At 60.7% G+C, this 20,201-nt stretch carries 18 protein-coding genes; 13 read left to right on the top strand and 5 right to left on the bottom strand.

Annotated features, from left to right (window positions below; translation table 11 throughout):
- Window positions 1-3: 3 nt before the first annotated feature.
- A complete protein-coding gene (locus DXT96_RS22585; RefSeq protein WP_153516566.1) occupies window positions 4-360 on the bottom strand; it encodes a DUF1304 domain-containing protein in 357 nt (118 codons plus the stop codon).
- Window positions 361-590: 230 nt separating this feature from the next.
- On the opposite strand from DXT96_RS22585, the gene DXT96_RS22580 reads away from it, so the two are divergent.
- From DXT96_RS22580 to DXT96_RS22570, 3 genes are read left to right on the top strand one after another with little or no spacing between them, the layout of a single operon-like run.
- Window positions 591-1,355 (top strand): ImuA family protein, encoded by a 765-nt coding sequence (locus tag DXT96_RS22580; protein WP_153516565.1) that lies wholly within the window; start codon window positions 591-593, stop codon window positions 1,353-1,355.
- Window positions 1,270-2,787 carry a DNA polymerase Y family protein gene (locus tag DXT96_RS22575; RefSeq protein ID WP_194287712.1) on the top strand — a complete coding sequence of 506 codons (1,518 nt, stop codon included), beginning with the start codon at window positions 1,270-1,272 and terminating at the stop codon, window positions 2,785-2,787. Before DXT96_RS22580 ends, DXT96_RS22575 begins: the two co-directional genes overlap by 86 nt.
- Window positions 2,784-6,059, top strand: a complete 3,276-nt coding sequence (locus DXT96_RS22570; protein ID WP_153516564.1) for an error-prone DNA polymerase — start codon at window positions 2,784-2,786, stop codon at window positions 6,057-6,059. The genes DXT96_RS22575 and DXT96_RS22570 overlap by 4 nt, the downstream gene beginning before the upstream one ends.
- On the opposite strand, the gene DXT96_RS22565 is transcribed toward DXT96_RS22570, so the two are convergent.
- Both DXT96_RS22565 and DXT96_RS22560 read right to left on the bottom strand, forming a co-directional pair.
- Window positions 6,053-6,712, bottom strand: coding sequence for a bifunctional 2-polyprenyl-6-hydroxyphenol methylase/3-demethylubiquinol 3-O-methyltransferase UbiG (locus DXT96_RS22565; RefSeq protein ID WP_153516563.1), 660 nt, complete (start codon window positions 6,710-6,712; stop codon window positions 6,053-6,055). The two genes, DXT96_RS22570 and DXT96_RS22565, sit on opposite strands and share 7 nt — an antisense overlap.
- An 83-nt stretch (window positions 6,713-6,795) precedes the next feature.
- Window positions 6,796-7,734: an AraC family transcriptional regulator gene (locus tag DXT96_RS22560; protein ID WP_149899045.1), complete on the bottom strand. Its 939-nt coding sequence runs from the start codon at window positions 7,732-7,734 to the stop codon at window positions 6,796-6,798.
- 182 nt (window positions 7,735-7,916) lie between these two features.
- Here DXT96_RS22560 and DXT96_RS22555 point away from each other — a divergent pair, with 182 nt between their 5' ends.
- Entirely contained in the window at window positions 7,917-9,134 is a 1,218-nt protein-coding gene (locus DXT96_RS22555; protein ID WP_153516562.1) for an MFS transporter, read from the top strand.
- A gap of 84 nt (window positions 9,135-9,218) precedes the next feature.
- Here the strand turns inward: DXT96_RS22555 and zigA are convergent, their stop codons facing one another.
- Window positions 9,219-10,421: a zinc metallochaperone GTPase ZigA gene (gene zigA / locus DXT96_RS22550; protein WP_149899043.1), complete on the bottom strand. Its 1,203-nt coding sequence runs from the start codon at window positions 10,419-10,421 to the stop codon at window positions 9,219-9,221.
- Between the two features lie 299 nt (window positions 10,422-10,720).
- Here zigA and aztA point away from each other — a divergent pair, with 299 nt between their 5' ends.
- The 9 genes from aztA to DXT96_RS22505 all read left to right on the top strand — a co-directional run bounded on the left by aztA (window position 10,721) and on the right by DXT96_RS22505 (window position 19,942).
- Window positions 10,721-11,560, top strand: a complete 840-nt coding sequence (gene aztA, locus DXT96_RS22545) for a zinc ABC transporter ATP-binding protein AztA (protein ID WP_153516561.1) — start codon at window positions 10,721-10,723, stop codon at window positions 11,558-11,560.
- Window positions 11,553-12,419 carry a zinc ABC transporter permease AztB gene (aztB, locus tag DXT96_RS22540; RefSeq protein ID WP_153516560.1) on the top strand — a complete coding sequence of 289 codons (867 nt, stop codon included), beginning with the start codon at window positions 11,553-11,555 and terminating at the stop codon, window positions 12,417-12,419. Before aztA ends, aztB begins: the two co-directional genes overlap by 8 nt.
- A 29-nt stretch (window positions 12,420-12,448) precedes the next feature.
- Window positions 12,449-13,444 (top strand): zinc ABC transporter substrate-binding protein AztC, encoded by a 996-nt coding sequence (gene aztC, locus DXT96_RS22535; RefSeq protein WP_153516559.1) that lies wholly within the window; start codon window positions 12,449-12,451, stop codon window positions 13,442-13,444.
- 330 nt (window positions 13,445-13,774) lie between these two features.
- Window positions 13,775-14,467 carry a FadR/GntR family transcriptional regulator gene (locus DXT96_RS22530; RefSeq protein ID WP_046800886.1) on the top strand — a complete coding sequence of 231 codons (693 nt, stop codon included), beginning with the start codon at window positions 13,775-13,777 and terminating at the stop codon, window positions 14,465-14,467.
- The gene (locus tag DXT96_RS22525) at window positions 14,464-15,636 is read left to right on the top strand and encodes a PLP-dependent transferase (protein ID WP_153516558.1); all 1,173 of its coding nucleotides are present in this window, start codon (window positions 14,464-14,466) and stop codon (window positions 15,634-15,636) included. The genes DXT96_RS22530 and DXT96_RS22525 overlap by 4 nt, the downstream gene beginning before the upstream one ends.
- Window positions 15,637-15,674: 38 nt before the next feature.
- Window positions 15,675-16,934: a sugar ABC transporter substrate-binding protein gene (locus DXT96_RS22520; RefSeq protein WP_149899038.1), complete on the top strand. Its 1,260-nt coding sequence runs from the start codon at window positions 15,675-15,677 to the stop codon at window positions 16,932-16,934.
- Between the two features lie 148 nt (window positions 16,935-17,082).
- Entirely contained in the window at window positions 17,083-18,027 is a 945-nt protein-coding gene (locus tag DXT96_RS22515) for a carbohydrate ABC transporter permease (protein WP_153516557.1), read from the top strand.
- A gap of 3 nt (window positions 18,028-18,030) precedes the next feature.
- Complete coding sequence (locus tag DXT96_RS22510) at window positions 18,031-18,861, top strand: carbohydrate ABC transporter permease (protein ID WP_003510396.1); 831 nt, start codon at window positions 18,031-18,033, stop codon at window positions 18,859-18,861.
- A 4-nt stretch (window positions 18,862-18,865) separates the two neighbouring features.
- Window positions 18,866-19,942, top strand: a complete 1,077-nt coding sequence (locus DXT96_RS22505; protein WP_153516556.1) for an ABC transporter ATP-binding protein — start codon at window positions 18,866-18,868, stop codon at window positions 19,940-19,942.
- A gap of 9 nt (window positions 19,943-19,951) precedes the next feature.
- Here DXT96_RS22505 and DXT96_RS22500 read toward each other — a convergent pair.
- On the bottom strand, window positions 19,952-20,201 hold a 250-nt coding region (locus tag DXT96_RS22500), incomplete at its 5' end, for a TOBE domain-containing protein (protein WP_153516555.1).

The raw sequence follows: 20,201 nt of genomic DNA, 5'->3' as shown, positions 1-20,201 counted from the left end.
GGTTCATACTCCAATCCAGAGCGCGCCAAGCGCCAAAATGGCGGGCAGCGCCTGAATGAACAGGATCTTCATGGTATTGGCGGTAACGGCGCCGAAAATACCAGCCACCAGAACGCAGATAAGGAAAAACACCTTGAAGCTCAGCCCGGCATCGCCCTGCATAAGCCCATAGATCAGCCCGGCTGCCAGAAACCCGTTATAAAGCCCCTGATTGGCGGCGAGCACTTTCGTCTGCCGGGCGAAATCCGCCGAGAGACCGAAAGCCTTGCGGCCGGCCGGCTTTTCCCACAGCAGCATTTCCAGAATGACGATGTAAATGTGGATGGCCGCAACCACGGCAATCAGAATGCTGGCGATCATCGGCGGTCTCCTCCAAAACCCTGATGTCCGTGGCTCATCGGTTCTCGTGAGAAGAACGGCAGCGAGCGGACAATTCCGTTTTAACGGCGGGACGAAGCGCTGCAAGGGCTTAATCCTCTCTTCCCGTGCAAACTGTTGATGAGCGACAGCCTGTTGCTTGACTCTTTGCTGAAATAGGAACAAAACAAGAACAGTAAGATTGAAAATCCGGAATTGAAAACCGTCATGCCATGCAAAAGCGCGCGGACCAGTTGCTCGTTGTCGAAGAGCTGCGTGAAAGGCTGGAAAGGATCGGTAACGGCCCTGAACGGCTGCACGAGACCTTGCCTTTCGGCGTGGATGCCATCGACCATCACCTGCCGGGAGGCGGGCTGAAGCTCGGTTGCCTGCATGAGCTGAGCGGCGGCGGCAATGGCGCTGCCGATGGTGCAGCCGCAGCCCTGTTTGCTGCCGGTGTGGCGGCACGGCTTTCCGGCAAGGTTTTATGGTGTGTCACCCGGCGGGATCTGTTCATGCCGGGTCTGACACAGGCCGGCCTGTCGCAGAACCGGCTTATCATCGTTGAATGCCGCGATGAGAAAGGCGTGCTCGACTGTTTCGAGGAGGGCTTGCGCTGCAACGGCTTCGGCGCGGTGATGGGCGAAGTGGCGAAACTGCCGATGACCGCCTCGCGGCGGCTGCAACTGGCGGCGGAAACCTCGGGGGTTACCGGCATCGCCATCCGCCGCTTCCGGCGTCAAGCCGATGCGGCGCTGTTCGGTGAGCCGACGGCGGCGGTGACCCGCTGGCGCATTTCCGTGCGGCCTTCATCCCCCCTGCCGGTGCCGGGGGTGGGCAGACCGCGCTGGTTGCTGGAGCTTTTGCGATGTCGCGGCGGCGAAAGTGCCGAATTTGAAGTGGAAGCCTGTGATGCAAAGGGTCGTCTCGCTCTACCTGCCGACATGGCCGACGGATCGTTTCCGGCGTCTTTCGGGAGAGAACGCGCCGCCGGTTGAAAAGCCGCTGGTCATGATCGGCCGACAGGGCAGCCGCCGGCTGGTGCTGGCGCTCGACAAGGCGGCAAAGGCGGCGGGCATCCGGCCCGGCACGCCGGTCAGCAAGGCGCAGGCGCTGGTGCCGGGTCTTCTCGTTGAAAATCTGGATGCGGCGGCCGATGCCCGCGCCCTGCAGCAGCTGGCCTTTCATTTCCTGCGCATCTATGCTCCGATCGTCGCCGCCGACCCACCGGACGGGCTGGTGCTGGACACATCAGGCGCGGACCATCTGCATGGCAATGAGACGCTGATGTTGAGCGGCATGGTCAACCGCCTGCATGCCGCCGGTTTCTCTGCCCGCGCCGCCATTGCCGATAGCTGGGGTGCGGCCCATGCGCTGGCGCGTTTTGGCCGTGAGGCGATCAGCATCGTGCCGCCGGGCGGGCAGCGGACGGCGATCGGTCCGTTGCCGCTTGCTGCGTTGAGGCTGGAGGAGCGTATCGTTTCCGGGTTGAAGGTGCTTGGGTTTCGCAGCATTGGTGAGCTTGCCGAAGCCCCGCGCGCGCCGCTGACCCTGCGTTTCGGCCCCGAACTCGTCCGCCGCCTTTCCCAGGCTTTCGGCGAGATCGGCGAACCCATCGAACCGGTGCGCGTGGCCGAACTGGTGGAGGTGCGGCGCGCTTTTCCCGAACCCATCGCAGCGGCGGAAACGATTGCCCGTTATAGCCAAAAGCTGGTTGCCGAACTTTGCGTCGCGCTGGAAAAGCGCGGCCTCGGCGCGCGCCGGGTCGATCTGGTGCTGCACCGGGTGGATAGCGGCCTGCAGGCCATACGGGCGGGTACGTCCAGACCGGTACGCGATGTCAAACAGCTTGTCCGGCTTTTGACCGACCGTATCGACACCATCGATCCCGGCTTCGGCATCGAGATGATGGTGCTGACCGCCACCCATGCCGAGCCGCTTGTCGCCGCGCAGGCCCGTTCCTCGCTTCTGGAGGAAGGCCGTGCGGACATCGCCGATACGGTCGATGTCATCCTCAATCGCGGCCACCGGGTCTATCGTTATGTGGCGGTGGCAAGTGACGTGCCGGAACGCTCCCTTACTTCAGTTGCGGCGCTGGCGCCTGATGATACGCTCGGCTGGCCCGGCCACTGGCCGCGTCCGGTCAGGCTTTTTGCAAGGCCGGAACCCATCGAGACTTTGGCGCTGCTGCCCGACCATCCGCCGCGTTATTTCCTCTGGAAAGGCGTGCGCCATAATGTCAGGCGCGCCGACGGGCCGGAACGGGTGTTCGGTGAATGGTGGAAACGCGACCGGGAAAAGGCCGCCGTGCGCGATTATTTCATGGTGGAAAACGAAGGCGGCGAGCGCTTCTGGATTTTCCGCTCCGGTGATGGTGAACATGCCGAAACGGGCTCGCAGGGCTGGTTCATTCACGGGGTCTTCGCATGAATACGCCGCGTTATGCCGAGCTGCAGGTGACGACGCATTTTTCCTTCCTGCGGGGTGCCAGCTCCTGCGAGGAGCTTTTCGAACAGGCAAAAAGCCTCGGCATCGAGGCGCTGGGCATTGTCGACCGCAACAGTCTTGCGGGCATTCCCCGCGCTTATGAAGCCGCCAATAATCATGGCATCCGTCTCATCATCGGCTGCCGGCTCGATCTGGACGATGATCTTTCCGTGCTCGCCTATCCCATGGATCGCCCGGCTTACGGGCGGCTTTGCCGGCTGCTTTCCGTCGGCAAGAAACGGGGCGGCAAGGGCAAATGCCGGCTGGCTTGGGACGATCTCGTTGCCTATGGCGAAGGCCTGATCGTCGTGTTGCTCGCTGACCTCGCGGATGATCTTTGCGCACTGCGGCTGCGACGTCTCAAAGCTGCTTTTGCCGACAGGGCCTATATGGCGCTGAGCCTCCGAAGACGTCCCAACGACCAGATGCGGCTTTTCGAACTGTCAACTATGGCCGAAGCGGCTGGTGTGCCGACCGTGGTGACCAATGACGTGCTGTTTCATGTGCCGGAGCGGCGCATGCTGCAGGATGTCGTCACCTGTATCCGGCACAATTGCACCATCGACGAGGCGGGTTTTCGCCGCGAGCGCCATGCCGACCGCTATATGAAACCGCCGCAAGAGATGCACCGGCTGTTTGCCCGTTATCCCGAAGCGCTTTCCCGCAGCCTTGAAATTGCGAAACGCTGTAAATTTTCGCTGAAGGAACTGGTCTATCAATATCCAGAGGAGCGCACCCTGCCGGGACTGACGGCGCAACAGGCGCTTGAAAAGCTGGTCTGGGATGCGGTGTCGGATCGTTATCCGCATGGCGCGCCGGAAAAGGTGGAAAAGGCGCTGCACCACGAACTTGGCCTGATCGGAAGGCTGGAATATGCACCCTATTTCCTGACGGTGAATGCCATTGTTCGCCATGCGCGCTCATTGGATATTCTCTGCCAGGGGCGCGGCTCGGCGGCCAATTCGGTGGTTTGCTACGTGCTTGGCATCACCGCCATTGATCCCCTCAAGGTCGATCTTCTGTTTGAACGTTTCGTTTCGGAAGAACGGCGGGAACCGCCTGACATCGACGTGGATTTCGAACATCAGCGGCGCGAGGAAGTCATTCAGTGGGTTTATGATACCTATGGTCGCGACAAGGCCGCACTGTGTTCGGTTGTCACCCGTTATCGCGGGCGTGGGGCGTTGCGCGATGTCGGCAAGGTTCTGGGTCTGCCGGAAGATTTGACGAAACTCCTTTCGTCGCAGGTCTGGCGCTGGAGCGAGGGAGTGGGTGAAAAGCAGGTGAAGGAACTGAACCTCAATATGGAGGATCGCCGCCTGAAGCTTGCCTTTGAACTGGCCAACCAGCTTGTTGGCACACCGCGCCATCACAGCCAGCATCCGGGCGGCTTTGTTCTGACCCATGACCGGCTGGATGAGCTGGTGCCAATCGAACCCGCCGCCATGGATGATCGCCAGATCATCGAATGGGACAAGGACGATATTGATGTTGTGAAGTTCATGAAAATGGATTGCCTGGCGCTTGGCATGCTTTCCTGCATGAAGCGCGGCTTCAACATGCTGGAAGAACGTACTGGTGATAAGTACGATCTCGCTACTGTGCCGCAGGATGATGATCCCACCTATGAGATGATCCAGAAGGCCGATACGCTTGGCACCTTCCAGATCGAAAGCCGGGCACAGATGTCGATGCTGCCACGGTTGAAGCCAAAGATATTTTACGATCTCGTCATACAGGTCGCCATTGTTCGTCCCGGCCCCATTCAGGGAGATATGGTGCACCCATATTTGCGACGCCGTGACAAAAAAGAGGATGAGCATTATCCGAAAGAGGAACTGAGAGGAGTGCTCGGTAAAACGCTCGGCGTGCCCCTTTTCCAGGAACAGGCCATGCGCGTCGCTATCGAATGCGCCGGGTTTTCACCCGGCAAGGCGGATCAGTTGCGCCGCGCCATGGCCACCTTCAAGAATGTCGGCACCATCTCCAAATTCAGGCAGGATCTGATCGATGGCATGGTGGAGCGCGGTTATGAGCAGGAATTCGCCGAACGCATCTTCAAGCAGCTGGAAGGCTTCGGCAGTTATGGCTTCCCTGAAAGCCATGCGGCCTCCTTCGCGCTGATCGCTTATGCCTCCTCATGGCTGAAATGTCATCATCCCGATATTTTCTGTACGGCCATTCTCAACTCGCAACCCATGGGTTTTTATGCCCCGGCGCAGATCGTACGTGATGCGCGTGATCATGGCGTCGAGGTGCGTCCGGTCTGCGTTAATAGCAGCCGTTTCGATTGCACGCTGGAGCCTACGGGCAAGAAGAATGACAAGGGTGAGGAGCGCTATGCCGTGCGGCTTGGCCTGCGCATGGTGAAGGGGCTTTCCAACGATCACGCCGCGAAAATCGTCTCGGGCCGGCAGGATCGGGCGTTTGCTTCCGTCGATGATCTGTGGCGAAGGGCGGGTGTTCCGGCCGCTGCCCTCGTCTGTCTCGCCGAAGCCGATGCCTTTCTGCCGTCGCTTTCGCTTGCCAGGCGCGAGGCGCTCTGGGCCATCAAGGCCTTGCGGGATGAGCCGTTGCCGCTTTTCGCCGCCGCGGCCATCAGGGAAAATGCCGTTATCGAAGAGCTTCAGGAACCCTCCGTTGCGCTCAGGCCCATGACTGACGGTGGCGAGGTGGTGCAGGATTATGGCCATGTTGGGCTGACGCTGCGCGAACATCCCATGACCTTCCTGCGGCACGATCTTTCCCGCCGCCGCATCGTCACCTGTGCGGAGGCGGTGCGCGTTCGGGATGGCACATGGCTGGAAACGGCGGGGCTGGTGCTGGTGCGCCAGCGCCCCGGTTCGGCAAAGGGCGTGATCTTCATGACGCTGGAGGACGAGACGGGCATCGCCAATGCTGTACTGTGGGTCAAAACCTTCGAAAAATACCGCCGTGTGGTGTTATCCGCCGGCATGGTCGGCATTTACGGCAAGATCCAGCGGGAAGGTGAGGTGGTGCATCTTGTCGCCCACCGGCTGACCGATCTGTCGCAGGCCCTGGCAAGCGTGGGCGAGCGCAACCACGCCTTTCCTCTGCCGCATGGGCGTGGTGACGAATTTCATCACGGTATGCCGCCGGATGATCATCGCGTCATCAGGAAACGCCCGCCGCCCGCCGACCATGATGACGATGTGGTCGAGCGGATAAAGGTCATTTCCCGCAATTTTCACTGAGAAGGCGGCTCAGTCCACCTCTTGCGCGCCACGATGTAAGGGCGGTTATCATTGCCCTTCGTTGCGTGGATTTCCGTCGCCAGAATGTCGAAACCACCGGCATTCATATGCCGGCCAAGCGCGGCCGCGTTGAACACGCCGGCATAGGGCGCCTTGCCGATTGCCCGCATCGCCGGCAGGACAAGGCGGATAAGCGGGTTCATATCGCCGACACAGGGGGTCTTGGTAATGAACAGGCCGTGCGGGGCAAGCAGGGCGTGAATGTGCCGCAGGGTGCCGGGCAGGTCGCGGACCAGATGAAGATAGTTGAAACCCAGCACCGCGTTAAACTGCATGTCGCCGGGCACAAGCGCTTCCGCAGTCGTCACGCTGAAGGTGAGGTTGTGGAGAGGGCCGGCGGCTTGTTTTCTCTCCTCGGCGATTGCGATCATGTCGGCGGAAATATCCGTCGCAAGATAGTCTTTGACACTACCCGCCAGCCGGATCGCCGTCGTTCCGGTGCCGCAGCCCAGTTCCAGTATGTTGTCGTCGGGTTTCAGCAGGGCGCGGGTCCGCTCCAGCGTGCGCTCATATCCGGCCTCGTCTGAAATCCTGCCTTTCGCATATTTCCGTGCTGCCCGGTTCCAGAAACGGGCGTCGTCGGCCATGCTCATGGTGGATGCTCCCCGGACGATGCCCTTCCGCTTCAGGCGGATATGTTCTCACACAGTATCTTTACCCGTTTTGTTTGAAGCTTTTAAGCCGCATCCTCCAGCCCGGCCGTGTCCTTCCGGCGGAACTGGCTGGGTGGCGCGCCGAGCACCCGTTTGAAGGCGCGGCTGAAGGAGGCTTCGGAATCGTAACCGAGCTTTTCCGCAGCCAGCGTCACGCGCATGCCTTCGCGCAGCCACAGACGTGCCTGATGCATGCGCACGCGCACCACATAACGTGCCGGGCTTTCACCCACCACGCGGGTGAAACGTTCCGCGAAACTGGAGCGGGATGCGCCCATCAAGGAGGCAAGCTCTTCCACGCTCCAGTCTTTTTCCGGGCTGAGGTGGATGGCGGCCAGCACCCGCCCGAGTTCGGGATTGCGCACGGCGGCCAGCCAGCCGCTGGAATCGCCGCAGCCATATTCCACCCAGGTGCGGATCAGGGTCGCGGTCAGCACATCGGCAAGCCTTGCCAGAATGCCGCCCGCGCCGACGCGGTTCAGTTCCACTTCGCGCGCCATGGCTTCCAGCAGGTGCGGAATAGCCGGGTCGCTTTTGGCCAGATCGCTGGTCAGCATCACATCCGGCATCAGCTGCAACAGCGGGTGCAGATTATCCATGTTGAAGCGCATGGAGGCGGTAAAGGCCACGGTATCGCCGCCGGCGCTGGCGCATTGTATGTCGAAAATACCCTGACAGACTTCCTTTTTGCCGAAACGGTCAAAGGGTGAGGGCGTCACATTCTCGCCGCTGGCAAGCACATGGGCGTGCCCCCGCGGCAGAAGCACGGCATCGCCGCATTTAAGCATCAGCCATTCGCCGGAAGGCTTGCGCAGTTTCGCCTGGCCGACGCCGATGAAATGAAACCGCGCCGCTTCCTGTTCGGGAAAGGCGGTCGCCCAGGGTGTTGCCATGCGGCAGCGGCCATATTCCACGCCGTCAAGCCTCAGACCTCGCAGCATTTCCGTCAGGGCATCATTCATGACATCTCGCAAATTCGGACGATTAGTTAAGGAATACGGATTTTCTAGCATGGAAACGCCGGGCTGTCACGCATAGGTTACGATGATTGATTTGCGGGTGCTGAACCGGCCTCCCAGCGGTTTCGTCGCCGTCGCCCTTCCATTTCAGGGCGCATTCAGGCAATGCGCATCAGGAGATTTTCATGAATAACCGGACCATAAACGAACTCGAATATGTGCCGCGCAGAAAAGAGCCGGATGCGAAGTGGGCCGCCGTGGTTTCGCTTTCGCTCGGTGTCTTCGGGCTGGTGACGGCGGAATTTCTGCCGGTCAGCCTTTTGACGCCGCTCTCGGAAGATCTTGACATCAGCTCCGGCATTGCCGGGCAATCCATCACCGTCACCGCGCTGGTTGCCGCGGTTGCCGGCCCCGGCGTCGTCATCGGCACACGCAGCATCGACCGCCGCTGGACGCTCCTCGGGCTGACCCTGCTGCTGATCATTTCCAGCACGCTTGCCGCCTTTGCCAACGGGCTTTTCATGCTGTTTGCATCGCGCGTCCTGCTCGGCATCGGCCTTGGCGGTTTCTGGGCCATGTCGGCGGCGCTGGCGCTGCGGCTCGTGCCGCTCGACAAGATGCCGCGTGCCATGGCCATCATCCTCACAGGCGTTTCAGTCGCCACCGTCTGTGCCGCACCGGTGGGCGCATGGATCGGCGCGACGCTCGGCTGGCGCGCGGCCTTCGTGGTTGCGGGTGTGCTCGGTGTCATCGCACTTGCCGTGCAGCTGCTGACCATTCCGTCTCTGCCGCCGGCCGGCGCACCCGGTCTTTCCACCATGTTCCGGCTGCTGCAGCGGCCGCAGGTCCGGATCGGCCTTCTGACAACGCTGTTCATCGTTGCGGGTCACTTCGCCGGCTTCACCTATGTTCGCCCGTTCCTGGAAGACGTGCCACAGCTTGGCGTTGAAGCGATTTCCCTCGTTCTTCTGGTTTATGGCATCGGCGGTTTCTTCGGTAATCTCTTCGGCGGTTTCCTTGCCGAGAAGAACACGGCATGGGCCGTGACCTTTGCCGCGACGCTGATTGCCGCTTCGGCCTCCATTCTGGTGATTGCCGGCGCATCTCCCGTCGTTGCGGGTGTCGCCATCGCTTCCTGGGGTTTTGCCTTCGGTGCGCTTCCGGTCAGTGTGCAGAGCTTCATCACCCGCGTGGCTTCGGATGAGGCCGAAAGCGCCGGCGCGCTGCTGCTCACCACCTTCCAGATCGCCATTTCCAGCGGCGCGGTTCTCGGCGGCCTGCTGATCGATCTGCAGGGGGCAACGATGGTTTTCGTCTTCGTGGCAATTGCAGCGCTTCTCGGCGCCTCGCTCATGGCGTCGCGCCGCGGTGTGGTGCCACAGGTTGAGGCATCGCAGGGATAAGAACCCCGCTAAAACAAAAAAAAGGCCCGCATTTGTGCGGGTCTTTTTTAATTTGAGTCTGCCTGTTGTGCCGTCCAGTCCCGGTCAGGCGGCCTGTCTGTCCCAATTGACGAAGGGGTCCGGCAGGTGCCGCCATGCGTCGGGCGTGAAGGCTTCGGTGTCGATCAGGCAGGCGTCGAGCTGGGCGCGGATGCGGGCCTCACTCATCGGATCGGAGCCGATGAAGACAATTTCCTGCCGCCGGTCGCCGAAGACCGGATCGAGATAGGGCTTCATCATGTCGAGAAACTGTTTTTCACGCGGCCATTGCTCTTTCGGCACGGCGGACCACCAGAGACCCATCTTGCCGGTGCGCACCAATGCGCCCGCCTGGCTGATCTCGCCGACATAACGCGGCCGTGTCGCCAGCCAGAAGAAGCCCTTGGCGCGCACCACCCCCGGCCAGGCACGATCGATAAAGCGCTGGAACAGCACGGGGTCGAAGGGTTTTTTGGCGCGGTAAACGAAAGAACGAATGCCATATTCCTCGGTTTCGGGAATGTGGTCCTTAAAGCCGTGCAGTTCCTTGAACCACAGGGGATGTTCTTCGGCCCTGGCGAAATCGAAGCGACCGGTGCCGAGCACTTCTTTCAGTTCCACCCTGCCGAAATCCGCCTCGATGAGTTTCGCATCCGGGTTCAGCCCGACGATGATCTTGCGGGCCGCATCCCGCTCCTGTGGCGTCGCAGTGCCGATCTTGTTGAGGACGACCACATCGGCAAATTCGATCTGCTCGACCAGAAGGTCGACGATGGTGCGGTTGTCGCCATCACCCGCCGTTTCGCCCCGGTCGGCCAGAAAATCGGATGAACCGTAATCATTGAGAAGATTGGCGGCATCCACCACCGTCACCATCGTATCCAGCTGCGCGACATCAGACAGGCTGCGGCCGTTCTCGTCACGGAAATCGAAGGTGGCGGCCACGGGAAGCGGCTCGGCGATGCCGGTGGATTCAATCAGCAGATAGTCGAAGCGACCCTGTTCGGCGAGCGCGCGGACCTCGGTCAAGAGGTCGTCGCGCAGCGTGCAACAGATGCAGCCATTGGTCATTTCCACCAGCTGTTCCTCGGTGCGCGAGAGATTGGCGCCGCCATCCCGCACCAGCGCCGCATCGATATTGATTTCGCTCATATCGTTGACGATCAACGCCACCCGCAGGCCATCACGATTGGCGAGGATGTGGTTGAGAAGGGTGGTTTTGCCAGCGCCTAAAAAGCCGGAGAGGACGGTGACGGGGAGTTTTTTCATGGGGACCTCGTTCTGTGGCAACAGTCGCGTGGGCGTCATGACGACCACGGCAGGCGATCTGGAAACGGAGGATTTTTGAAGTGCCGGTTCCAGTTATGTAACGTAATAACATTACATATGTGTGGCATGTCAACGGGCTTTGGAAAAAAAGCATCCGCGGAGAAGCAGGGGTCTCTGCCCAACAGCGTGCCGCTCTGACTTTCCAATAGTTAATGTTATTTCATTACATATTCGTTTGACGAATGTAATAACATTACATATCAAGGGTCCTCGAATGAAACCCCGCCCAGGAGGGATCGATGAGCGATCCGTGCCTCACCTTTACAAATCTGACGCTTGGATATGCCGGCCGTGCGGCCGTGCATCATCTGGATGGCGATATCACCAAGGGATCGCTCACCGCGGTTGTCGGCGCCAATGGCTCGGGCAAATCGACGCTGATGAAGGGTATCGCCGGCATCTTGAAACCGCTTAGCGGTGAGTGCCGGATCAGCGCAGGCATTTCCGTCGCCTATCTGCCGCAGCAGTCGGAACTCGACCGGTCGTTCCCGGCTCAGGTGCGCGATCTCGTTGAGCTGGGTCTCTGGCCCAGGCGTGGCCTGCTTGGCCGCCACCGTTCTGAGGACAAAGCGGCGATGGGCCGGGCGATGGAAGCGGTCGGGCTTTCCGGCTTTGAAAAGCGCAATATAGATTCGCTCTCCGGTGGCCAGATGCAGCGTGCCCTGTTTGCCCGCGCCATGTTGCAGGACGCGCAGTTGATCCTGCTGGATGAACCCTTCAATGCCGTTGATGAGCGCACCGTCACCGATCTTCTGGTGCTGATCAAGGCATGGGTTGCGGAAGGGCGCACGGTGCTGGCCGTCCTGCATGACCATCAACTGGTGCGACAGCATTTTCCGCAGACGATATTCCTCGCGCGGCGTCTCGTCGGTCTCGGCCCGACAGCCGATGTCCTGAAGCCGGAAAACATGCGGCAGGCGCGGCATTTCCACGAGGCATGGGAGGAGAATGCACCGTGGTGTGCGCCGGGCGATGCGCCGGTGACCAATGCGCTCGATGCAGGCCCACGGGCGACGTCGTCACATTCTCACACTCATCCCCAAGCCAACTCCCACGCGAATTCGAATGCCCATGGCTGATTTCTTCATCGAACCCTTCGTCCAATATGTCTTCATGCAGCGGGCGCTTGCCGGCGCCTTGATCCTTGCCATCAGCTGCGGGCCGGTCGGGGTGTTCCTGATGCTGCGGCGCATGAGTCTCACAGGCGATGCCATGTCGCACGCCATCCTGCCGGGGGCGGCTGTCGGCTTTCTGTTTTACGGGCTGGAAATCCTGCCGATGACGATCGGTGGGCTGGTGGTCGGCCTCGTGGTGGCGCTGGGTGCCGGTGCGGTGTCGCGTTTCACCGTCCAGAAGGAAGATGCGTCGCTTGCCGCCTTTTATCTGATTTCACTGGCGCTCGGCGTGCTGCTCGTTTCATGGCGTGGCTCCAGCGTCGATCTCATGCATGTGCTGTTCGGCACCGTGCTGGCGCTGAACAACGAGGCGCTCGGCCTCATCAGCGGCATCTGCATCGTGACGCTGGTGGTGATGATCACTTTCTGGCGGGCGCTTCTGGCGGAATGCCTCGATCCCCTGTTCCTGCGCTCGGTCAGCAACTGGGGCAGCCCGGTGCATTTTCTCTTCCTCGCCATCGTCGTGCTCAATCTGGTTGGTGGCTTTCAGGCGCTCGGAACGCTGCTTTCGGTCGGCCTGATGATGTTGCCCGCCGCCGCCAGCCGGTTCTGGTCCAACCGCGTGGCGCCCATGTGCTTCATCTCGATCGGCATCGGCATGGTTTCCTGCTTTGCCGGCCTCATCCTGTCCTATCACGCGTCGCTGCCCTCAGGCCCGGCGATCATCCTTTCGGCGGGCGTCATCTACGCGCTCTCCATTCTCGTCGGCACGCGCGGCTTGCTCGGCGATCTTCTCGGTTCCGGCCGCCACAGAACGGCCTGAAAACAGCGTTCGAAAAAAGGAGAACCTTCATGTTCAAAACCTTCCGTCTTGCCACCTGCGCAAGCCTTCTTACCCTTTCCCCGGTCCTGATGGCGCAGGCTTCGGCTGCCGAACTCAAGGTCGTGGCCAGTTTCTCGATCATCGCCGATTTCGCCAAAAATGTCGGCGGTGACCGCGTCGAGATTACCACGCTCGTCGGTCCGGATGGCGACGCGCATGTCTATGAACCGCGTCCGGCCGATGCGGTTGCCGTCAGCAAGGCGAATGTGGTGCTGGTCAATGGCCTGGAATTCGAAGGCTTCCTGAAGCGGCTGATCGACACCAGTGGCACCAAGGCGCCGGTCGTTGAACTGACCAAGGGCGTCGAGCCGCTGAAACTTTCCGAAGAACCGGCCGGCCATGCCCATCCGGAAGCGGAAGAAGAGGAAGGCCACGACCACAAGGCGGAAGAAGCCGGCCACGACCACGACCATGAAGGTCACCACCATCACGGTGAATTCGACCCGCATGCCTGGCAGTCGATCAAGAACGCGGAAATCTATGTGAAGAACATTGCCGGCGCATTTTGCGAAGTCGACAAGGCTGGTTGCGCCACATACACCGCCAATTCGGATGCCTATATCGCCAAGCTTGCCGCTCTGAACGAGAAGGTGAAGACTGAAGTTGCCGCCATCCCGCCGGAAAAGCGCGTTATCATCACCTCGCATGATGCCTTCGGTTATTTCGAGCACGCTTATGGACTGAATTTCCTCGCGCCCGAGGGCATCTCGACGGAATCAGAAGCCTCTGCCGCCGATGTCGCCAAGCTCGTGGATCAGGTCAAACACGACAAGGCCTCGGCGATCTTCGTCGAAAACATCACCGACAAGCGGCTGATCGACCAGATCGCCAGCGAAACCGGCCTGAAGGTTGGCGGCACGCTCTATTCCGACGCGCTTTCCGCCGCCGATGGCCCGGCTGCCACCTATATCGACATGGTCAACCACAATATCCAGACCATCAAGGCGGCGGTTCTGACGCAGTAAGTTTCGTGAGTTCAGTGTGAATCAAAGGAGGGTGGCTCAAGGCCACCCTCTGCCATTTTGCTGAACCTTTCCCTGCACGCGACGTGATTGGATCCTCGGGACAGGCCCGAGCATGACGAAAGAGAGGCTTTCGGCCTTTGCGTGGTGACTACCTTCGCCTTTTTCGATCCGCTGAAATTTCCCCCGGTACTTCCAATACGAACGAGCATGGGCAGCGATCTTCCCGGTGCACGTCTCGCGTTGCCCGTTGACAATCAATCGCCTCTTTGAAATGGTAAGATGTCAGACCAATTTAGAGGGTGCGTCTTGGACAGGTCCAGCCGGGAACTCATGCAGCCGATTCCGCCGAGCGACCGTGTGCGCCAGGTCGAGGCGGCGCTTTCCGACTATGTCGAGCGGGCGGGGCTGAAGGCCGGGGAGCGGCTGCCGGCCGAGCGCGAGCTGATGGCGGCGCTGGGTGTCGGACGGTCCACCATCCGCGAAGTCATTCGCAAGTTTCAGGCGCTCGGTGTCATCGACAGCCGCAAGGGCAGCGGCAATTACCTCTTGAAGCCGATTTCCGCCGCCACCGTGCATATGCCGATTTCCATCGATGCCGAAAGCCTGCGCGATGCGCTGTTGATGACGCTGGAAGTGCGGCGCGGCATCGAGGTGGAGGCCTCCATGGCGGCTGCGCGTCGGCGCACGGCGGACGATATCGCCACGATGGAAGCACGGCTCGACGAGATGGAGCGGGTGCATCTGGCCGAAGGCACCTCCGGCAAGGCTGACCTTGCCTTCCATCTGTCGATCTACGACGCCACCCATAATACGCTTTTCAAACAGCTTCTGGAGCAGATGCGCGAAGGTTTCGAACGTTTCTGGTCGAAGCCGTTCGACCGCCCGGATTTCGCCGGCCGCTCCTTTCCCTTTCACCGCACGCTGTTCAACGCCATCGCCGCCGGCGACGCCGAGACCGCCCGTGAAGAAACACTGAAAATCCTCGCCGTCGTCGAGGAGGATATCAAGGACATGTCGAAATGAACCAAGGCAACGATCTCTTCGATCCCGCCTCCCTGATCGTCGCCCATGACGAGACCCACGCTTTCGAAGCCGTGGTGCCGCCGCTGGTGCAGACCTCGCTTTTCACCTTTTCCAGCTACGACGAAATGGTCTCCACCTATCGCGGCGAGAAGGTACGGCCGGTCTATACACGCGGGCTGAACCCGACGGTGCGCATGTTCGAGGAGATGCTGGCCAAGCTCGAAGGCGCCGAAGATGGGCTCGGTTTTGCCAGCGGCATGTCCGCTATTTCCTCCACCGTGTTGTCCTTCGTGTCTCCGGGCGACCGCATCGTCGCGGTGCGCCATGTCTATCCCGATGCGTTTCGCCTGTTCGGCACCTTCATGCAGCGCATGAATATCGAGGTCGTTTATGTCGATGGCCGCGACGAGGCGGCGGTTGAAAAGGCGATGCCGGGCGCGAAGCTGTTTTATATGGAAAGCCCGACGAGCTGGGTGATGGAAGCCCATGATGTCGCAGCGCTGGCCGCCATCGGCAAGCGTCATGGTGCCGTCACCGTCATCGACAACTCCTGGGCAAGCCCGGTCTTCCAGCAGCCGATTTCCCTCGGTGTTGATCTGGTCGTGCATTCGGCATCGAAATATCTCGGCGGCCACAGCGACGTGGTCTCCGGCGTGGTGGCCGGTTCCAAGGCGATGATCGACCGCATCCGGGCGGAAACCTATCCCTATCTCGGCGGCAAGATGTCGCCTTTTGATGCCTGGCTGCTCATCCGCGGGCTTCGCACCCTGCCGCTGCGCATGAAGGCGCATCAGGCATCGGCGCTTGATATCGCAACCCGCCTGCAGGCGCTGGATGTGGTGGAAAAGGTCTGCCATCCGGGGCTGGCGAACCGCCTGCCGCCCGGCCTTCACGGCACCTCTGGCCTGTTTTCCTTCATCTTTAAGGACGGCGTGGATGTGCGCGCTTTTGCCGACCGCCTCAAGCTTTTCAAACTGGGTGTTTCCTGGGGCGGGCATGAAAGCCTGATCGTTCCCGGAGAAGTGGTGCTCGAACAGAAGGCGCAGCCAAACTCCGCCCACACCTTCGGCATCAGCGCGCGTTCGGTGCGCCTGCATGTCGGGCTGGAGGGCACGGAAGCGCTCTGGAACGATCTCGAACCCGCGATCAAGGCGGCCTCCGCCGCCTGACGTGTTTTTAAACTGACGACAAAAAAGGGGAGAACGACATGAAAAAACTGGTAACAGCAGCAATCTTCACCGCCCTGATGACCGGAACGGCGCTGGCGGACACGACCTTGAAACTGGTCGAGGTCATCACCAGCCCGGAGCGGACGGAAACACTGAAAGGCATCGTCTCGAAATTCGAGGCCGCCAATCCCGGCACCAAGGTGGAAATCATCTCTTTGCCGTGGAGCGAGGCTTTCCAGAAATTCGCCACGATGGTTTCGGCCGGCGATGTGCCTGACGTGATGGAAATGCCCGACACCTGGCTGTCGCTCTACGCCAATAACGGCATGCTGGAGAGCCTCGAGCCCTATCTTGCCAAATGGGAATACACCAAGGGCCTGAGCGAGCGCACGCTGGAACTTGGCCGCGATGTGAAGAACACCGCCTATATGCTGCCCTACGGCTTCTACCTGCGCGCCATGTTCTACAACAAGAAGCTGCTGGCCGAAGCCGGCGTGAAGGAACCGCCGAAGACACTCGAGGAATTTGCCGATGCGTCCAAGAAGGTCGCAGCCCTTCCCGGCAAATCTGGTTACTGCCTGCGCGGCGGCCCGGGCGGCCTCAACGGCTGGGTCATGTTCGGCGCATCCATGGCCGGTTCGAACGAGTTCTTCACCAAGGACGGAACCTCCACCTTCGACAGCCCCGGCTGGGTGAAGGGCCTGACCTATGTGATCGATCTCTACAAGAACGGTTACGCGCCGAAGGACAGCGTCAACTGGGGTTTCAACGAGATCGTCGCCGGCTTTTATTCCGGTACCTGCGCCTTCCTCGATCAGGACCCGGATGCGCTGATCGCCATCGCCCAGCGCATGAAGCCGGAAGATTTCGGCGTCATGACCATGCCGAAGGGACCTGACGGCAAGACCTTCCCAACGATTGGTTTCGCCGGCTGGTCGATCATGTCCGCATCCGCCAACAAGGATCTCTCCTGGAAACTGGTCGAGACGCTCGAAGGGCCGGAAGGCAATATCGAGTGGAACAAGAAGACGGGCGCGCTGCCGGTGCACAAGTCGGCGGAAAAAGACCCCTTCTATGCCAGCGAGCAGTTCAAGGGCTGGTTCGACGAGCTCGCGGACAAGAACGCCGTGCCGACGAAAATGCCGACCTATCTTGAGGAATTCGCCTTCTTCAAGGATTCGCTTGTGATCAAGACATCGCAGGAAGCGCTGCTCGGCGATATCACGCCGGAAGATCTGGCAAAGCAATGGGCTGATTACATGACGAAGGCGCAGCAGAAGTTCCTCGCTTCGAAATAACGACACGGACAGGCCGTGCGGGCGAAAATGCCCGTGCGGCGGTCTTGCCGGCCTTCGCTGCGACAGGCCTTTTCTTGAAATTTTCGGATCGGTGAGCCGAGAGGCTGGAGAACCCGTCCGTTCCGTCGTCCGATCAGGGAGCGATACAATGTCCTATGCCCATGGCGCCGGGCCGGTGGCCGCGCGCAAACCGGCTGGCAAACCGGCGATGCGACGGTTTGCCGACTGGGCCGAACCCTGGCTCTACAGCGCGCCCGTGCTGATGCTCATCGTCGCTGTCATGCTGGTGCCGCTGGTGCTTGGCCTGTCCTATGCGTTTCGCGACGTGCAGCTGCTCAATCCGTTTTCCGGTGGTTTCGTCGGCCTGAAACATCTGGAGGCGCTGTCGCAGGATGCGGCCTTTTACCGGGCGTTGAAAAATACGCTGTGGTGGACCGGAGCCTCGGTTTTCCTGCAATTCTTCTTCGGCCTCATTCTGGCTTTGCTGCTGGACAAGCCGTTTGCGGGCAGGGGGCTGGCGCAGGCGCTGGTGTTCCTGCCATGGGCCGTGCCGACCTTCCTTGCCGGCCTCAACTGGGCTTGGCTGTTCAATCCGGTCATTGGGCCGCTGCCGCACTGGATGGTGTCGCTCGGGCTGTTATCCGCACCCAATAATATCCTCGCCGATCCGCAGCTTGCCATGTGGGGGCCGATCATCGCCAATGTCTGGTGGGGCATTCCCTTCTTCGCCATCACCTTGCTTGCGGCATTGCAGGCCATTCCGCGCGATCTTTACGAGGCGGCGGAGATCGACGGGGCCAACCCGTTGCAGCGTTTCACCTCGATCACGCTGCCGTTTCTGGCGCCCACCATCGCCATCACCATCCTGCTGCGCACCGTCTGGATCGCCAACTTCGCCGATCTCATCATCGTCATGACCAATGGCGGACCGGCGGACCGCACGCAGATCGTCGCCAGCTACATCTTCACCCAGGCCTTCCGGCGTCTCGATTTCGGTTATGCCTCGGCCATCGCGCTGGTGCTGCTGGTCCTGCTGCTTGCCTATTCCATGCTGATCGTGCTGCTGCGCCAGCGCCTGATCGAGAAGGACTGACCGATGACATCAAGGATATTTCTCACCCTTGCCCATCGTCTGGCGATCCTTGCCTATATCGTCTTTGCGCTCTTCCCGCTGTTCTGGCTGCTCAAGGTTTCCGTCACGCCGAACGACCTGCTTTATAGCGAAGGTGTCCGGATGTGGCCGTCGCATGCGACGCTCGATCATTATCGTTATGTCATAGAAAACAGTGCCTTCCCGACGTTTTTTAAGAACAGCGTCATCGTTGCCGGCTCCACGGCACTTGCCGTAACGGTACTTTCCTCGCTGTCGGGTTACGCGCTGTCACGCTTCCGTTTCAAGGGTAAATACTGGATTGTCGCGCTAATGCTGATCACCCAGATGTTCCCGCTGGTCATGCTGGTCGCGCCGATCTTCAAGATGCTCTCGCCGCTCGGCCTCACCAACAGCCTGACGGGCCTCGTCATCGTCTACACCGCCTTCAACGTTCCCTTCGCCACCTTCCTCATGCAGTCCTTCTTCGATGGCATTCCGAAGGATCTGGAAGAGGCGGCGATGATTGACGGGGCAAGCCGGTTTACGGCGTTTCGCCAGATCATCCTGCCGCTGACTTTGCCAGGCATTGCCGCCACGCTCGGCTTCGTCTTCACCGCCGCGTGGAGCGAGCTTCTCTTTGCGTTGATGCTGATTTCCGGCAACCAGAGCGCCACCTTCCCGGTTGGCCTTCTGACCTTCGTTTCGAAATTCTCCGTCGATTTCGGGCAGATGATGGCGGCGGGCGTTCTGGCGCTCATTCCGGCCTGCCTCTTCTTCCTGCTCATTCAACGTTATCTCGTGCAGGGCCTGACGGCCGGCGCGGTGAAAGGATAATCCCATGGCTTCCATCGAGCTGAAGAATGTCGGCAAGACCTATGGCGACCTCGCCGTGCTGCATGGCGTCGATCTTGATATCAGGGATGGCGAGTTCATCGTCCTCGTCGGCCCATCCGGCTGCGGAAAATCGACGCTGCTGCGCATGATCGCCGGGCTTGAAGAGATAACATCCGGCGACCTGTCCATCGACGGTGAACGCGTCAATGATCGCCGGCCGAAGGATCGCGATATCGCGATGGTCTTCCAGTCCTATGCGCTCTATCCGCATATGAGCGTCGCCGACAATATGAGCTACAGCCTGCGCCTGCGCCGCAGCCCGAAAGAAACCATCGCGGCGGCGGTGGCCGGTGCTTCCGCCAAGCTCGGCCTCGATCCCTATCTCGCCCGCCGCCCGAAGGCGCTGTCCGGTGGCCAGCGCCAGCGTGTCGCCATGGGCCGCGCCATCGTGCGCCAGCCAAAGGCCTTCCTGTTCGATGAGCCGCTCTCCAACCTCGATGCCCGTCTGCGCGAGCAGATGCGCGCCGAAATCAAGCGCATGCATGCCGATCTCGGGGCCACCTCGGTTTATGTCACCCATGACCAGATCGAGGCGATGACGCTTGCCTCGCGCATCGTCGCGATGAATGCCGGCCATGTGCAGCAGATCGGCGCGCCGCTCGATCTTTACGACCGCCCCGCCAATCTGTTTGTGGCCGGTTTCATCGGCTCGCCGGGCATGAATTTCCTCGAAGGGCGGCTTCACCACGAGAATGGCGGCAGTTTCGTCGTGCTCGGCGATGGCACGCGTCTGGCACTCGGCCGGGATGTGAAGCTTGCCGATGGCGAGCAAGTCACGCTCGGCATCCGGCCGGAACATGTCACCGTTTCGCCCGCTGAAGGCGGTGTCGAAGCGGCAGTCGATCTGGTCGAGCCGACCGGTCTCGGCATCATCCTGCATCTGACCGTGCACGGATTGCCCTTCAAGCTGTTTTCGTCGGACCGGGCGCTGTTGCAGCCGGGCAAGTCCCTGCGGGTCGGTTTCCCGCAGGAGCGGCTGCATGTCTTTGACCGTGATGGCGTCAGGGTTGGCGAGGACTGACGCGCAAGGTCACATCGCCAGCCCCCTGTCATCGAACCTGTGGATTTTGGCATCATCTGGCGTGATGAAGACGGTATCGCCATGCCTGCATTCGAACTCGCCATCGGTTCTGGCAGTGATCGGCCCGATGCCTGATACCTCGAGATGCAGGAAGGTATCCGATCCGAGATGTTCGGCCACCATCACCTTGCCCTGCCACAGCCCGCTTTCCTTCGACAGCAGCAGATGTTCGGGCCGCACACCGGCGGTGGCGGCGTTC

The organism is Agrobacterium sp. ICMP 6402 (assembly GCF_009498615.1).
Lineage (GTDB): Bacteria > Pseudomonadota > Alphaproteobacteria > Rhizobiales > Rhizobiaceae > Agrobacterium > Agrobacterium burrii.
This window is presented reverse-complemented; position numbering and strand designations above follow the sequence as displayed.

Coding starts and splice junctions, on each gene's coding strand:
- aztA (WP_153516561.1), top strand. CDS start 10,721: ATGAGCGATCCGTGCCTCACCTTTACAAATCTGACGCTTGGATATGCC.
- aztB (WP_153516560.1), top strand. CDS start 11,553: ATGGCTGATTTCTTCATCGAACCCTTCGTCCAATATGTCTTCATGCAG.
- DXT96_RS22525 (WP_153516558.1), top strand. CDS start 14,464: ATGAACCAAGGCAACGATCTCTTCGATCCCGCCTCCCTGATCGTCGCC.
- DXT96_RS22570 (WP_153516564.1), top strand. CDS start 2,784: ATGAATACGCCGCGTTATGCCGAGCTGCAGGTGACGACGCATTTTTCC.
- DXT96_RS22530 (WP_046800886.1), top strand. CDS start 13,775: ATGCAGCCGATTCCGCCGAGCGACCGTGTGCGCCAGGTCGAGGCGGCG.
- DXT96_RS22555 (WP_153516562.1), top strand. CDS start 7,917: ATGAATAACCGGACCATAAACGAACTCGAATATGTGCCGCGCAGAAAA.
- DXT96_RS22580 (WP_153516565.1), top strand. CDS start 591: ATGCAAAAGCGCGCGGACCAGTTGCTCGTTGTCGAAGAGCTGCGTGAA.
- DXT96_RS22560 (WP_149899045.1), bottom strand. CDS start 7,734: ATGAATGATGCCCTGACGGAAATGCTGCGAGGTCTGAGGCTTGACGGC.
- DXT96_RS22505 (WP_153516556.1), top strand. CDS start 18,866: ATGGCTTCCATCGAGCTGAAGAATGTCGGCAAGACCTATGGCGACCTC.
- aztC (WP_153516559.1), top strand. CDS start 12,449: ATGTTCAAAACCTTCCGTCTTGCCACCTGCGCAAGCCTTCTTACCCTT.
- DXT96_RS22510 (WP_003510396.1), top strand. CDS start 18,031: ATGACATCAAGGATATTTCTCACCCTTGCCCATCGTCTGGCGATCCTT.
- DXT96_RS22575 (WP_194287712.1), top strand. CDS start 1,270: ATGCAAAGGGTCGTCTCGCTCTACCTGCCGACATGGCCGACGGATCGT.
- DXT96_RS22565 (WP_153516563.1), bottom strand. CDS start 6,712: ATGAGCATGGCCGACGACGCCCGTTTCTGGAACCGGGCAGCACGGAAA.
- DXT96_RS22515 (WP_153516557.1), top strand. CDS start 17,083: ATGTCCTATGCCCATGGCGCCGGGCCGGTGGCCGCGCGCAAACCGGCT.
- DXT96_RS22520 (WP_149899038.1), top strand. CDS start 15,675: ATGAAAAAACTGGTAACAGCAGCAATCTTCACCGCCCTGATGACCGGA.
- DXT96_RS22585 (WP_153516566.1), bottom strand. CDS start 360: ATGATCGCCAGCATTCTGATTGCCGTGGTTGCGGCCATCCACATTTAC.
- zigA (WP_149899043.1), bottom strand. CDS start 10,421: ATGAAAAAACTCCCCGTCACCGTCCTCTCCGGCTTTTTAGGCGCTGGC.